Below are 13,455 nucleotides of genomic sequence, written 5' to 3' on the forward strand. Positions count from 1 at the left end.
TGACATCTACTCCTTTAGGACCGCGTCGATATAGAAGGATGGATTCAAGAGAACTTCCCCCGCGCCTGAGATCAGCGGCATGAACCATTCTGCGCCAGCTCCGAGAACGATCGTCAAAATGACCATGCCTGCTGCAGGATAAAACATCCGCCGGAATACCGGTTCTTTGATTTTAACTGTTTCCACGGGGTCTCCCCAAAACGCGTAAAGGAAAATCCGGATCACACTCATCAGGACCAGCAGGGAGGAGGCAAGGACGAACAGGCTTCCCCATAATTTCAAATCCTCGAATCCTCCTTGGACAATCAGCAGTTTGCCGGGGAATCCGCTGAGAGGCGGGATGCCGGCCAGGCCGAAGGCGGCGATCAGATAGAACCAGCCCAAGGCGGGTCGGGTCTTCATGAGACCGCCCATTTTCCGAAGGTCGGAAGTGCCGAACAGAATCGCAACGATTCCGACAAGGAAAAACAGGGCGGCTTTGATCATCATGTCATGGATGAGGTAGAAGATGGCTCCGTCGATGCCCGCTTCCGTCAGCTGTGCTGCACCGAACAGAATGACCCCGACTGCAATGATGATGTTATAGACGATGATCTTCTTAACATCGAAATACGCAAGGGCGCCTATACACCCTGCGGCGATCGTAAGAAGAGCGACAATGGACAGCAGTTCATGGGTGTATCCCGTGTTCATTGTAAAAAAGAGCGTATAAGTGCGGATGATGGCATACACCCCGACTTTTGTCAGCAAGGCTCCGAAAAGGGCCAGCACCGGCATGGGCGGTGCATGATAAGAACCAGGCAGCCAGAAATAGAGCGGGAAAATGGCGCCTTTGAAGCCGAACACTACCAGAAACAGGACGGCGATGACGGTCAAGATGCCGACCGCTTCAATCTGCGGTATTTTCACGGCCAGGTCTGCCATGCTTAGTGTCCCTGTAACGGAATAAAGGTAAGCGACCGCGGAAACAAACAGTGCCGAAGAAATCACATTGACCAGAATGTATTTAATCGATTCACGGAGCTGCGCCTTTTCGCCTCCGAGGACGATCAGCAAGTAAGAGGCCATAAGGAGGACTTCGACAAATACGAACAGATTGAAGATGTCACCTGTCGTAAATGCGCCGTTCACACCTGTCAGCAGGAACAGGACCCCCGGATAATAATAAAATTTCTCCCGCTCTTTCCTTATGCTCTCGAAACTATACAGAACGACAAACAGCGTAATGATGGATGATGTCGACACCAGGAGGGCGGAAAACAGATCCGAAACAAGTGTAATGCCGAACGGTGCCGGCCAGCTTCCGAGCGTCACTGCCAGAATGCCGCCCGTGTAGACTTCATATATCAGCCAGAAAGAAGCCAGGACAGTCAATGCGAGCGCACCGGTCGCAACCGCCCGCTGCAGGATGATCCGCTTCGGGAAAAACAGCAGAATGACTGCAAACAGCATGGGAATCAGCAGAGGAATTAAAGGCAGGTTAATCATAGTCTTCAGTTCCTCTCATTAAATTGACATTGTCGGTACCTAATTCCTGATAGGCCCGATAAGCCAATACAAGGAAAAAGGAAGTGACAGCGAACGAAATGACGATTGCAGTCAGGATCAGTGCCTGGGGAAGCGGATCTGCGTAATCCGCCACCGTCACTCCCTCCGCGACAACAGGAGGCTTTCTGCCGCCCAAACCGCCCATCGTCAGGATCAGTAGGTGAGCCCCATGGCTGAGTACAGCTGTTCCGATAATGATCCGGAGCAGGCTTTTGGACAGCATCAGGTAAACGGCTGCCATGAACAGAAATCCGATGAGGACGGACATGAAAATTTCCACTATTCATCCTCTCCAATCGTTTGAATGATAATCATCGTCACACCAACCACAACCAGGAAAACCCCCAGATCGAACAGAGTGGCGCTGTGAAAAGACGTTTTACCGAGAAGCGGCAAGTAAACGTATGTGTGGGCGTGCGTGAAAAAAGGCACACCGAACAGGATAGAAGCTGCAGCCGTTCCAAGCGATATCAGCAGCCCCGCTGCTGCTATCTGCACATAATCGACCGGTATGATCCGGTTGACCGTTTCAATATCGAACGCGAGCATGAGCAGGACCAGTGCGCCAGCGGCCAGCAGGCCTCCGACAAATCCGCCGCCGGGTGAATAATGTCCGGCAAAGAAGATGTAGATGGCGAACAGCAGGATGATGAAAACGACTGCTTTTGTGGCTGTCTGGATGATTACATCATTGCTTCTCATTCACATCTTCCTTTCTTGTCAGCCGCAGCCGGATCATCCCGATAATTGCTACCGCGGCGATGCCGAGGACAGTGATTTCGAACAGTGTATCAAATCCCCGGTAATCCACGAGGATGACGTTGACGATATTGCCGCCTGCGGCTTCCGTGTAAACCGTTTCCTTATAATATTCGGATATCGACGGAAGTGCTTTCTGGGCTTGTGCACTGAAAGCGACCAGCGACATAGTGACTCCGACACCGAGCGCGACCAGTGCATTGCCGAACCGGAACTTCATCCGTTCTTCGTGGCGGCTGAGCTGCGGCAGGTGATAAAAGGCGAGCAGGAACAGGGCGACCGAAATCGTCTCGATAACAAGCTGTGTCAGCGCAAGATCCGGAGCCCGGAAAATGACGAAGAACAAGGCGACAGTATAGCCGACCGCGCCAAGCGAAATGATTGCCGTCAGTCTCGACTTCGCCATAAGGATCGTCACGGTCGCCGCGACGAGGACGATTCCGAGAATGACTTCATACGCTCGGATAGGAGCAGTTCCCGTCAAGTCGAACTCGAACGCATCCGACACACCGAGCGTTCCGAGTGTGATCAGGATCAGGAACCCGAACATGTAAACGAGATAGTTCCGGATGAACCCGGTCATATATAAGCCGGAGAGGCGGTTCATGCCTGCATCGCTCAAATAGATGAGTGAATCATACAGGCCATTCAGCGAATATGTGTGCGAAAAGACATCATATATCCGCTGCCACTTCCGCAGGGTCCAGTACATCAGACCGCCGACCGCATAAATGCCTAACGTCATGAAAAACTCCGGCTGAAGCCCATGCCAGGCAGAGACGTGGACATCGATCTCTCCCGGTGCATTGTACAGGAACGGCTGGATGGCCAGAACTGCCGGTTTGATGAACCAGACCGCAAGCAAATTCGGGATGAAGAACAAAATGACGACCAATGCCGCCATGACAGCTGGGGAAATCAGCATTCCGAACGGAGCTTCATGCGCGGATTTGGGCAAGAGCTCCGGTTTATGTTCGCCTGCGAATGTATGGAATACAAAATAAAAGCTGTAAATGAACGTGAAGACACTGCCGATCCAAGCAATGACCGGGAAAAGGATGCCCCATGTCTCAAATGAAAAAAGATCGAACTCGGTCAGCGACAGCATTGCCCTCAAAAACATTTCCTTGCTCAAGAAGCCGCTGAATGGAGGCAATCCGGCCATTGATAATGAGCCGATGACCGCCAGCGTGAAACTGACCGGCATAATTCCCATCAGACCGCCGAGCTTCCGGATGTCCCGTGTCCCGGTTTCGTGATCGATGATGCCCGTCACCATGAACAGACTCCCTTTGAACATCGCATGGTTGATCAAATGAAAGATGGCTGCGAAAGCTGCGTACTTGAAAACCGTACTTTCCGCTCCATCGACATGGAATGCCACCGATGCCACTCCGAGCAGCGACATAATGAGGCCGAGCTGGGAGACAGTCGAAAACGCCAGGATCCCTTTCAAATCCCGCTGCTTCAGCGCGAAAAAGGAAGCCCACGTCATGGTCAGGAGGCCGATACCGGTGACCAGCCAAATCCAGACAGGTGAGACAGCGAAGATCGGCGTGAACCGGGCGACCACATACAAGCCGGCTTTGACCATCGTCGCGGAATGGAGGTAGGCACTGACCGGTGTCGGTGCTTCCATGGCATCCGGCAGCCAGATGTAAAACGGCAGCTGTGCGGATTTCGTGAATGCACCCAGCAAAATTAAAATGAGTGACCATACAAACAAATCATGGTTAGCGATTTCCGGTGCCTGCGCAATCAATTCCCGTATGGAATATGTACCGCCCATTAGATAGAGAAGAATGAATCCTCCGAGCATCATCAGCCCGCCGAAAACGGTGATCAGCATCGATTTCATCGCGCCGAATCGAGATCGGTCCCGCGTATACCAGTAGCCGATCAGCAGGAAAGATGAAATGGACGTCAGCTCCCAGAACAAATAGAGGGAAATAAGGTGGTCAGATTGGACGACCCCGAGCATCGCACTCATGAAAATCAGCAAATATACATAGAAGTTATGCAGCTGCTCACGGTTCTTATCCAAATAGAAAATGGAGTAGAGGACGACGAGCGAGCCGATGCCGGTGATCAGCAAAGAAAACAGCAGACTCAATCCGTCCAGATAAGAACTGATGGCGATATCAAGGGAGGGGATCCAGCTGAATGATGAAGTGACCGTTTCCCCGGCAGCCGATCCCGGCAGGAACGCTGCATAATACGCCACTAAGAACAAAGGCGCGGCAAGCACGAACCAGCCGGTATGGATTTGAGGAAGTTTTTTAAACAGAATCGGAATAAAAAATGCCAGGACAATAGGCAGAAAAACAAAAAACACAGGTGTCAATAGAATCCTCCTTCCCTTCTGTAGAACGCGTAACAAAAAAAGTATAACGTAAAAAAGAGCGCTTTGCATTGCTGGCACGCTAAAGGACTTGAATGAAAGCGATTTGTGGCGATATAGTGGATAAGCATCGGATAGTGACATAGGAGATAAAAGATGAAAAACCCTTATTTGTACGGATATATGCCATTCATCACGATTTTACTGTATAGCCTGACATTCGGTGTTTTCGCGGTCACGGAAACGCTGGAGCTGCTGAAAAAGGTGGGACTCTATACCGGGATGCGGGAGTTTTTGTCCGATATTCAGCTCCGGCTCTTTTTGCTGATCATATGCAGCCTCGCTGTCTTCATGCTGCTGGCAGCGCTGAAACTGATGGCCGAAACCATCCATAGTCTGAGTCTCCTGTTTTTCATGCGGGACCACGAAACTGTTCAGGTGAATCCGGGAGGAGCAGGGTTGATTATCCCTTTCATCGGAGCGCTCATTTCTGTCGCTGCTGTCGGTTCGTGGAGTCTGCTGCTGGCTTCTTTTTTCATCAGTCTGTTCATTTATTTCGTCTTCACTGTATATCGATTCAGTCCGGCATTGGGAGCGGCCGGGACAGCTGGAGTGCTTCTGTTCGAAATTCTTGCATGGAGCCTGTTCTGTGCCCTGGTGATTTATGCAGCGCTGCGGATATACAATGGTCTCGTGAACAGCCTTCCTTTCCTGGAATCATGATCTCCGCCTAAAAAAGCCCGTCTGTGAGCAGACAGGCTTTTTATCGTTATAATGATGAATCAAAATCTGTCCGCCGGAGTGATTTCTTCAGGCAACGCAGGGCTAGTATCGGACTGGCTTTAGGACTTCGGAAAAAATGGCCATCTGAAGTTCTTGCCTTTCCAGGCGCTGAAGGTTTTCAGGTGTGTCTGTGCCGACCCAGACTGCTGCCGTATACCGGTCATTCAGTCCGGCAATCCAGTAATCATGAAAATTATTTGTCGTCCCTGTTTTTGCGCCTGTATAGGATGTCGACTCCATGACAGATGCAGCAGTGCCGCTTTTCACAGTCTCAGCGAGCATGATGCGGATTTTCCGGACTGTTTCCGGATGCCAGACTGCAAGTTCATGCTCCGGCCATTCGTACAGAACTTCGCCGGTTCTGGACTTCACACTCCGGATGCTGCGTGGCGGCCGGTAAAATCCATCGATGAATGACGTATAAGCCCCCGCGAGCTCATAAGGGGTGACGCCGCGCTCCAGGCCGCCGATCGATGACGCAGGTCCCTTGTCGCTGGAAGTGAGATAGGCGAAGCCGAACGGTTCCAGGTAATTGAAAACTTTTTCAGCTCCTATTGAATGAAACAGTCGGAGCGCTGGCGTGTTATAACTGTTCCGGAAAGCTTCCAGAAGTGTAACCTCTCCATACCAGGCGTCGCCGTAATTGTCCGGACAAAATCCATCGGCACAATATGGACCGCCGCTGACTTTCGAAGAGAGGGGAAGGCGCGTTTCCTCGAACAGCGGAGCGTAGACGGCCAGCGGTTTGAAAGCGGACGCCGGCGGCCGAATGGCCTGATAGGCGCGGTTGAACCCGGCTTCTTGATATTGGGATCCGCCGGCTATGGCGGCAACTTCCCGCAGATCATTGCTCACGGCCACCGCGGCGCCCTCAACGTGATGAGGTGCTGTATGCCGGCGGACCGCTGCTGCCACTTGCTCTTGTTTCACCGGCTGCATGGCCGTCTCGATTACTGCGCCACGGGAAAGTGTATCCGAAACGGCGAGATCCAGCGCTTTTTGGGCGGCCGCCCGTTTCTGGGCCGATCCAGATCTGAGCTGTTCAGAAAATCCTTCTGCCTCGCTGATCAGCTGCCGTAATTCATTGAGCACAAAAGAGGCATAGGCTGGGGCGTCCGTCTTTTTAGTTTTGACATTCAGTACGATCGACTGGGCAGCCAGCGCGTTCCTTTTTTCCTCAGTAATCGGCATCGCTTCCAGCAGCCTTTCCTGCCGCTCTTTTGTAGCGCTGAAGTTCTTCAGGGGATCATACAGGGAAGGGTTATTCGGAATAGCCGCAATAAAAGCCATTTCCGCTTCATTAAGATCTGCAAGCGGTCGGCTGAAGTAGTACAGACTGGCAGCACCGATTCCATACACACCATTTGAAAAATACATCTCATTTAAATAAGCTTCAAAAATCTCATCTTTGGACATACTGCTCTCCAAGCTCCGCGCGAGAAAAAGCTCTTCCGCTTTCCGTTCATAGGTTTTTTCGGAAGTCAGGTAACGCATCCGCGCCAGCTGCTGTGTAATGGTGCTGGCCCCTTCGCTCATTCCGCCGCGTTCCGCGTTCGCCGCAATGGCCCGCAGAATTCCGCCCGCGTCAAATCCGATGTGATCATAAAAATCCGCATCTTCATTCGCAATGAACAGCCGGCGGATGAAAACGGGGATATCGCCCAAGGGCAAGGGTGAGCGGAATTGGGTATAGTCTTCGTGGAAGACTTCGCCGTGGGCATCCAGGAAAACAATCGGCTCCGGATAGCGGACGGGGAGTGCCTGCAGATTCTCACGGACGGCAGCATTCATCCGCCGGGCTTCCGCCGCCTGCTGGCTGATGCTGATGAACAGGACAGACAGGGAAGCGAACATGACGAAAAGGAGAAGAAAACCGATCCCTCGTTTCAATGATACTCCCCCATTCGGTAAATACTATAAGAATACCACAGTGGCGAAGGGTTCGGAATCACTCTTTCAGCAGTTCCTGCTCCAGCAGCACGTCCTCAAAATCCTGATCCGGCTGTTTCACCGTGAACCGCAGAAATACGAAAGCTAAAACAAACAGGGAGCCGGTTACGAGAAAGACGGAAGAAATGCCGATCAGCCCGCTGACAAAACCGCCGAACACCGGCCCGATGATATTGCCGAGGAAACGGAAACTGGTGTTGTAGCCCATGACTTCGCCTTGAATATCGATGGGTGCTTCGCGGCGCATGAGAGCGGTCGTCGTGGGAATCATACCGCCCACAGCTATGCCATAAAGGAAACGGAGGATGATAAGCTGCCACAGTTCAGTAACGAAAGCCTGAGGGATGATAAAGCAGCAGGCGAGGACCAGAAGGATGCTTAGCACTTTTTCGTAGCCGATGGAATCTCCAATCCGGCCCCAGCGTCTGGCGAACAGCAGGTTGCCGACCCCGGTGGCGCTGAATGTGACGCCGGCAAGAAGCGCGACGTCTTCCGCCGCCGTCAGCTCCGCGACATAGAGTGAAAGGAGGGGCTGGATGCTGAAATTGCCGATTTGAATGAGCGCACTGATGATCATGACATTGATCATCAGCCGGTGATGCAGAATTCCCTGGAAGACCGTTCCTCTTTTATAAATATGGGAACCGTGATCTTTGGTTCGTTTCCGTTCTTTTACTCCGGTCAGAACAAGGAGGGAAGCCGAAGCGATGGCGCACGCTGTCAGGATGAACGTGTACTGGAAGCCGACTGTATCGGCTAGGAGACCGCCGAGCACGGGCCCGAACAGCGTGCCTGTCACACTGCCCATCTGAAGCGTGCCAAGCGTCCGTCCTGCTGATTCCTTCGGTGTCTGTGAAGAAATGAAAGCGAGGGAAGTCGGGATGAATCCGGTGACTATGCCCATAAAAAGACGGAGGAGGAACAATTCATAAACTGTATCCGTAAAGCCCATCAGGAAAATACTCATGGCGATCCCCATCGCCGTGAAAACAAGAATCGGTTTGTATCCATACTTATCAGCGATCCTGCCCCAAACGGGGGACATGATCAGCGCGGCAACGAATGTGACACCGAAAACAAGCCCCGACCACCGCTGGACGAAGTCATCCGAATGATTGCCGAATGTCTCGATATATAAGGAAAGGAAGGGCATGATCATAGTGGCGCTTCCGGCTACCAGGAAATTCGCGATCCACATGATAACGAAGTTCTTTTTTTGATTGTCCAACTGAAACGCCCCATTCTGAAAATCCGATGATGATTTTATTATATAATAGTTCGGTACCCGAAAAAAGAACGAGGGGCCGAAACTGAATTAATCGGACAAGTATGATAAACTTGAGCAGGAAAAAAGATCAGTCCGCTATCGAAAAGGAGAGATTATGAATGGCATATCCACAGTTGACGAATGACGTGGCGCCGAATGAAGCGCTTGTGACAATGAATACGACAAAAGGTCCGGTCAAAATCAAACTGTTTCCGGAGTACGCACCGAAAACAGTCGAAAATTTCCTGACCCATGCAGAGAACGGTTATTATGACGGAATTATCTTCCATCGGGTGATTGATGGGTTCATGGTCCAGGGCGGCGACCCGACCGGAACCGGGATGGGCGGCGAAAGCATTTATGGAAGCACGTTCGAAGATGAATTCTCCAGAGAACTGTTCAATTTCCGCGGAGCGCTGTCCATGGCGAATGCAGGTCCCGGGACGAACGGGAGCCAGTTTTTTATTGTCCAGAATGCCGATCTGAGCCCGGGAATCGACCGGCAGATGCAGCAGGCGGGGTATCCGTCCGAAGTCGTGGAAGCTTACAAAGAACGCGGAGGCACCCCGCACCTGGACCACCGCCATACCGTGTTCGGCCAAGTGATCGAAGGGATGGATACCGTCGATGCAATCGCTTCGGCTGAAACGAATGCCCAGGATAAGCCCCGCGAAGAAATCAAGATCGAATCGATCGACATCCACCAAAAATAAAAACGGGAAGTGTAAAGAATGGATTGGACAATTCTCATGCCGTTTCTGTATTTTCCGGAAGATAAGTCGGAATATATACCGGCGGCCATTGAGTTCGTGCTGATCATGGTCATCGCTGTCCTTGCGTTTCGCTGGATTTTGAAAAAATCGAAGCGTGAAGAGGAAAAGACGAAAGAGATCGAAGACCGCATCATGCGGGAACGAAAGAACCGGAAACCGCCTGAATGAGCGGTTTCCGGTTCTTTTTCATGAGCCGAGGTATGTCTTTGGCCGCCATTCCTGCGGCTTCAGCAGTTATTGTCATTTGCTTAATGCGCGGACAATCCGGCTGACTCCGTCCTGGAGCACGGAAGGAGGGCAGGCGATATTCATCCGGAGAAAGCCTTCACCGCCCGGTCCGTATTTCGTGCCGGGTTCGAGGGCGACTTTTCCGATCTTCAGCAGTCTGTCCATCGCTTCTTTTTCAGAATAGCCGAGGCCGCGGATATCGATCCACAGCAAATAAGTAGCCTCCGGATACGGAATCCGGATACCGGGGAGACTGTCGGTCAATTCCCGAATCGCTGTGTCGATGTTTTCGGTTAGGGTGCTCTTCAATCCATCCAGCCACGGTCCGCCCTCACTGTAGGCGGCGCGCATCGCTTCCGCTCCGAGAGCGCTGATAAAGTAACTGCCGTGGGCGGTCATATAATCCTGCAGCCGCTGCCGTTTATCAGCATCCGGCACAATGACGGCCGATGCCTGAAGTGCTGCCAGGTTGAATGTTTTGGTCGGCGCAATGCACGTGATGATCCGTCCCGCATCTTTTCCGGCAACGGAGACAGCTGGGAGGTGGCGGTTCGGTTCGTGCACGAGGTCCGCATGGATTTCATCGGAAATGATCAGCACATCGTGTTCCGCGCAAAGCCGGATCATCTCCTTCAGTTCCTCTCCGCTCCAGCTTTTGCCGCCCGGGTTATGGGGATTGCATAAAATGAACACGTCCGCATCCCGCAGGACGTTTGCGAACTCATCGAAATTCATGGAATAAACCCCATTCTGCTCTGTCAGCGGACAGAAAAGGACTTCCCGGTTCAGTTTCTCCGGCAGACTGAAAAAGGGAGGATAAACCGGTGGTGTGACGGCCACTTTGCTGCCAGGTTCCGTAAATGTCTCCAGGATATCCGCTATGGCCGGGATCACTCCATGTCTGAACAGCAGCCATTCCTTCTCCACTTTCCAGCCATGGCGGTCCGCGAGCCATCCCGCGACGGAAGAGCGGAGTTCCTCGCCTTCATATGTATAGCCGAAAATAGGATGTTCAAGCCGCCGTTTCAGCGCATCGGTCACTGCTTGCGGAATAGGGAAATCCATGTCGGCCACCCACATCGGCAAGATTCCGGATGCATCTTCGATTCCATATACTTCCGTCAACATATCCCATTTTACTGAATTGGTGTTTCTGCGGTCATAGGACACTGTGAACATCGTCAACCATCTCCCTCTTTCCTTTTTTTGTTTCTATGCTATTATAGCTGTTGACGACGGAAAGTTGTAAGGTGAGGAAATGGAAACAGTGGAAATGAACAGAAAAGCCAGCGAACTTCTGAGTATCTGGGATCCGTATGATTTCGGGAGTGGGAAATACGGGGCGGAAATAACAGAAGTCCTGGCCGCCTTGCAGGGAATTGACGATCCGACCGATTTGGCAAAAAGCATACAGCTCATTTACGAGTCATTCCATGAACAATGGATTCCGATCGAGAAGTGCGTGGAAATTTCGTATAAACTCCTAGCGGTCAAATTCGAAGCGAAACGCATCATTTGACTGACTGAAAAAGAGATTGGGTAGCCAATGGCCATCTGTTTCACTCCGGATACGCTCGCCTGCTCCTGCGCAAGCTCGTCGCATGAAAACACCTGCTCCTGCGCAAGCTCGTCGCAAACAGCCCTGGCAGTATCTTTGCCGGGGCTGCTCGCAGGCGTCTCACAGGATCCGTCCCTTCACATCGGCTGGCGGTTTTGCGGCGATCCTGCCTGTACAGAGGCTAGGAATCCGGATGTTTCACGGAAACTGTCCCGGTCAGCCACTGACTTCAGCTTTTCAGAGAATTCTAGTAAGCATGGAACAGAAGGGGCCAATCAGTCATCGCCTGTTCTCTTCAGAAAAAGGCGACGGAAAGAAAAGGGGGAGGAAGTCCGGCCAAGGACCGCCTGCTCCTGCGCAGCTCTGCTGCTCGTCGCAAAGGCTGTCCTCACACAGTTCGGACAAGCCTTTCCTGCAGAATAACGGAGGGGAGAGACCCCGGAACGCGCACAGCGCGTGAGGAGGCTCGAGAGGAAGGGAACCGAAATGCGCGACTTCCTGTCGCTTCGGTCCCCTGACCCGCATCCTGCGGGCCTTGCGGAAAGGGCCGGGTTCCCCCCTTTTCTGAACCGGCAGGTTCTTCTGAAAACAGAGCAGAATTGAGGATGTAAAATGGTTACTGCTTCTTTCTCAACAATCTGAAAAAACGGTCCGCCTCGGCGGACCGTTTTTTCGTGTTTCAGTTCCGGTTGTTTAATGGGCAGTACGGACATTTATCCGTTCCGGGCAATTCCTTATAAAGACAGCAAGTGACCCGCCGGTAATCGGCTTGGGATTCGGCCAGCGTCCGGCCGCCCAGGAACTGGCGGAAAAATGAACGTTTCATTTCCGGCTGCCAGAAAGAATCATCAAGTAGTTTACCGGAATCCTCTGAAGCCGCGGCAGTGTGCTCCATACTGTACATCCAGATGACATATCCCCAAATGTTTTCCCAGAGGATGAGTTTCGATACGTTTCCGGACTTTCGGATAGCTTCTACAGCGGGCAGTGCCTGCTCCTTCAACACCATTGACAGATCGCCTTCCTGACGGTTCCGCAAAAAGCGGGGAGAGCCTGCGAACGATATGCCATGTGCTGACTTGATCAGACGAATTTCTTCAGCGGGTCCGTCCCAGACTTTTCCGTTTGCCAGTAAGTATAGCTGGCCGGCAATGAAAAGGCCGAAGCGCCTCATAAAGATCGAGGCCGCTACGGCTGTTGTCGGGGCATCCGCATGGCCGGCGACCTCAGCGAGCAGTTCTTCACTCCTCGTTCCGAGTCCATCGGCCAATGTCATGAATCCATTCGGGGACTCCTCCAGGAAAAACTGGAACTGTGCGAGCCCTTCCATTCAATTGCCGCCCGAAGCTTCCCGGATTTCAGGGACGATGCAGCGGCCCCGTCCGAATGGGATGCAGTGCGGAGTTCCGAAAAGCGGATCCTTCGCGACCTGGCATTCCATCCCGAAAACGTCGCGGACAAGTTCACAGCTGATGACGCGTTCAGGCGTTCCTTGGCCGAACACTTCACCGTCTTTGATAGCAATGATGTTATGGGCGTAGCGGGAGGCAAGATTCAAATCATGGAGCACCATGACGATGGTCCGTCCTTGCGTCTCATTCAGCTCGAACAGCAGGTCAAGGATTTCGATCTGATGAGTCATGTCCAAATAAGTCGTCGGCTCATCGAGCAGAATGATGTCGGTATCCTGTGCGAGCGTCATGGCGATCCAGGCTCTTTGCCGCTGACCGCCTGACAGCTCATCGACCGCGCGGTCACGGAACGCATCGACGCCGGTCGCTCTCATCGCTTCTTCCACTTTTTCCGTATCTTCTTCGGTCCAGCGTTTCAGCCAGGACTGATGCGGATAACGTCCCTGTTTGACCAGATCGTGGACCGTAAGCCCTTCCGGCGCAACAGGCGATTGGGGAAGGATCCCCATCTTCTTCGCCACTTCCCGGGAAGACATCCGGTGGACGTCCTTGCCTTCGAGCACCACCGATCCTTCCTGCGGCTTAAGGAGACGGGCAATCGAACGGAGGAGTGTCGATTTGCCGCAGCCGTTGCTCCCGACGAAAACGGATATTTCCCCTTTTGGAATGGACAGATTCAAATTTTCAAACAGCAGCCGTTCATCATAGCCGATTGTCAGGTCGTTGGTGCGGACAGCGATAGTCATTGCGCGATTCCTCCATATATAGTGAGTCGACTTTCTTTATTGACAGTGCATCAAATTCTTATTGAAATCATCATAACATACAGTTTAGTT

At 52.3% G+C, this 13,455-nt stretch carries 13 protein-coding genes; 4 read left to right on the forward strand and 9 right to left on the reverse strand.

Annotated elements, in window-relative coordinates:
- Positions 1-6: 6 nt before the first annotated feature.
- From CCE92_RS05600 to CCE92_RS05615, 4 genes are read right to left on the reverse strand one after another with little or no spacing between them, the layout of a single operon-like run.
- Positions 7-1,488 carry a Na+/H+ antiporter subunit D gene (locus CCE92_RS05600; protein ID WP_088006540.1) on the reverse strand — a complete coding sequence of 494 codons (1,482 nt, stop codon included), beginning with the start codon at positions 1,486-1,488 and terminating at the stop codon, positions 7-9.
- Positions 1,481-1,828 carry a Na(+)/H(+) antiporter subunit C gene (locus CCE92_RS05605; RefSeq protein WP_088006541.1) on the reverse strand — a complete coding sequence of 116 codons (348 nt, stop codon included), beginning with the start codon at positions 1,826-1,828 and terminating at the stop codon, positions 1,481-1,483. Before CCE92_RS05605 ends, CCE92_RS05600 begins: the two co-directional genes overlap by 8 nt.
- The gene (locus CCE92_RS05610) at positions 1,828-2,250 is read right to left on the reverse strand and encodes a Na(+)/H(+) antiporter subunit B (RefSeq protein ID WP_088006542.1); all 423 of its coding nucleotides are present in this window, start codon (positions 2,248-2,250) and stop codon (positions 1,828-1,830) included. Before CCE92_RS05610 ends, CCE92_RS05605 begins: the two co-directional genes overlap by 1 nt.
- Positions 2,237-4,651 carry a Na+/H+ antiporter subunit A gene (locus CCE92_RS05615; protein WP_088006543.1) on the reverse strand — a complete coding sequence of 805 codons (2,415 nt, stop codon included), beginning with the start codon at positions 4,649-4,651 and terminating at the stop codon, positions 2,237-2,239. The genes CCE92_RS05610 and CCE92_RS05615 overlap by 14 nt, the downstream gene beginning before the upstream one ends.
- 153 nt (positions 4,652-4,804) lie before the next feature.
- On the opposite strand from CCE92_RS05615, the gene CCE92_RS05620 reads away from it, so the two are divergent.
- Positions 4,805-5,371: a DUF5366 family protein gene (locus tag CCE92_RS05620; RefSeq protein WP_088006544.1), complete on the forward strand. Its 567-nt coding sequence runs from the start codon at positions 4,805-4,807 to the stop codon at positions 5,369-5,371.
- Between the two features lie 102 nt (positions 5,372-5,473).
- On the opposite strand, the gene CCE92_RS05625 is transcribed toward CCE92_RS05620, so the two are convergent.
- Together CCE92_RS05625 and CCE92_RS05630 are read right to left on the reverse strand one after the other, a co-directional pair.
- Positions 5,474-7,321 carry a transglycosylase domain-containing protein gene (locus CCE92_RS05625; RefSeq protein WP_088006545.1) on the reverse strand — a complete coding sequence of 616 codons (1,848 nt, stop codon included), beginning with the start codon at positions 7,319-7,321 and terminating at the stop codon, positions 5,474-5,476.
- Between the two features lie 58 nt (positions 7,322-7,379).
- Complete coding sequence (locus CCE92_RS05630; RefSeq protein WP_088006546.1) at positions 7,380-8,609, reverse strand: MFS transporter; 1,230 nt, start codon at positions 8,607-8,609, stop codon at positions 7,380-7,382.
- Between the two features lie 158 nt (positions 8,610-8,767).
- Here CCE92_RS05630 and CCE92_RS05635 point away from each other — a divergent pair, with 158 nt between their 5' ends.
- Both CCE92_RS05635 and CCE92_RS05640 read left to right on the forward strand, forming a co-directional pair.
- Positions 8,768-9,361 carry a peptidylprolyl isomerase gene (locus tag CCE92_RS05635; protein ID WP_088006547.1) on the forward strand — a complete coding sequence of 198 codons (594 nt, stop codon included), beginning with the start codon at positions 8,768-8,770 and terminating at the stop codon, positions 9,359-9,361.
- Between the two features lie 18 nt (positions 9,362-9,379).
- Positions 9,380-9,589: a hypothetical protein gene (locus CCE92_RS05640; protein ID WP_088006548.1), complete on the forward strand. Its 210-nt coding sequence runs from the start codon at positions 9,380-9,382 to the stop codon at positions 9,587-9,589.
- Positions 9,590-9,661: 72 nt separating this feature from the next.
- Here the strand turns inward: CCE92_RS05640 and CCE92_RS05645 are convergent, their stop codons facing one another.
- Positions 9,662-10,828: a MalY/PatB family protein gene (locus tag CCE92_RS05645; protein WP_175578072.1), complete on the reverse strand. Its 1,167-nt coding sequence runs from the start codon at positions 10,826-10,828 to the stop codon at positions 9,662-9,664.
- Between the two features lie 79 nt (positions 10,829-10,907).
- Here CCE92_RS05645 and CCE92_RS05650 point away from each other — a divergent pair, with 79 nt between their 5' ends.
- The gene (locus tag CCE92_RS05650) at positions 10,908-11,168 is read left to right on the forward strand and encodes a DUF1871 family protein (protein ID WP_088006550.1); all 261 of its coding nucleotides are present in this window, start codon (positions 10,908-10,910) and stop codon (positions 11,166-11,168) included.
- A gap of 718 nt (positions 11,169-11,886) precedes the next feature.
- Here CCE92_RS05650 and CCE92_RS05655 read toward each other — a convergent pair.
- Together CCE92_RS05655 and CCE92_RS05660 are read right to left on the reverse strand one after the other, a co-directional pair.
- Entirely contained in the window at positions 11,887-12,537 is a 651-nt protein-coding gene (locus CCE92_RS05655) for a hypothetical protein (protein WP_088006551.1), read from the reverse strand.
- Positions 12,538-13,365 (reverse strand): ABC transporter ATP-binding protein, encoded by an 828-nt coding sequence (locus CCE92_RS05660; RefSeq protein WP_088006552.1) that lies wholly within the window; start codon positions 13,363-13,365, stop codon positions 12,538-12,540. It lies immediately after the preceding gene.
- Positions 13,366-13,455 lie beyond the last annotated feature (90 nt).

The organism is Indiicoccus explosivorum (genome assembly GCF_002167005.1).
Taxonomy (GTDB): Bacteria; Bacillota; Bacilli; order Bacillales_A; family Planococcaceae; genus Indiicoccus; species Indiicoccus explosivorum.

Bases quoted from the DNA above. Each gene is read 5' to 3' on its own strand.
- CCE92_RS05600 (WP_088006540.1), bottom strand. From the start codon at position 1,488: ATGATTAACCTGCCTTTAATTCCTCTGCTGATTCCCATGCTGTTTGCA.
- CCE92_RS05610 (WP_088006542.1), bottom strand. From the start codon at position 2,250: ATGAGAAGCAATGATGTAATCATCCAGACAGCCACAAAAGCAGTCGTT.
- CCE92_RS05620 (WP_088006544.1), top strand. From the start codon at position 4,805: ATGAAAAACCCTTATTTGTACGGATATATGCCATTCATCACGATTTTA.
- CCE92_RS05635 (WP_088006547.1), top strand. From the start codon at position 8,768: ATGGCATATCCACAGTTGACGAATGACGTGGCGCCGAATGAAGCGCTT.
- CCE92_RS05640 (WP_088006548.1), top strand. From the start codon at position 9,380: ATGGATTGGACAATTCTCATGCCGTTTCTGTATTTTCCGGAAGATAAG.
- CCE92_RS05645 (WP_175578072.1), bottom strand. From the start codon at position 10,828: ATGTTCACAGTGTCCTATGACCGCAGAAACACCAATTCAGTAAAATGG.
- CCE92_RS05650 (WP_088006550.1), top strand. From the start codon at position 10,908: ATGGAAACAGTGGAAATGAACAGAAAAGCCAGCGAACTTCTGAGTATC.
- CCE92_RS05655 (WP_088006551.1), bottom strand. From the start codon at position 12,537: ATGGAAGGGCTCGCACAGTTCCAGTTTTTCCTGGAGGAGTCCCCGAAT.
- CCE92_RS05660 (WP_088006552.1), bottom strand. From the start codon at position 13,365: ATGACTATCGCTGTCCGCACCAACGACCTGACAATCGGCTATGATGAA.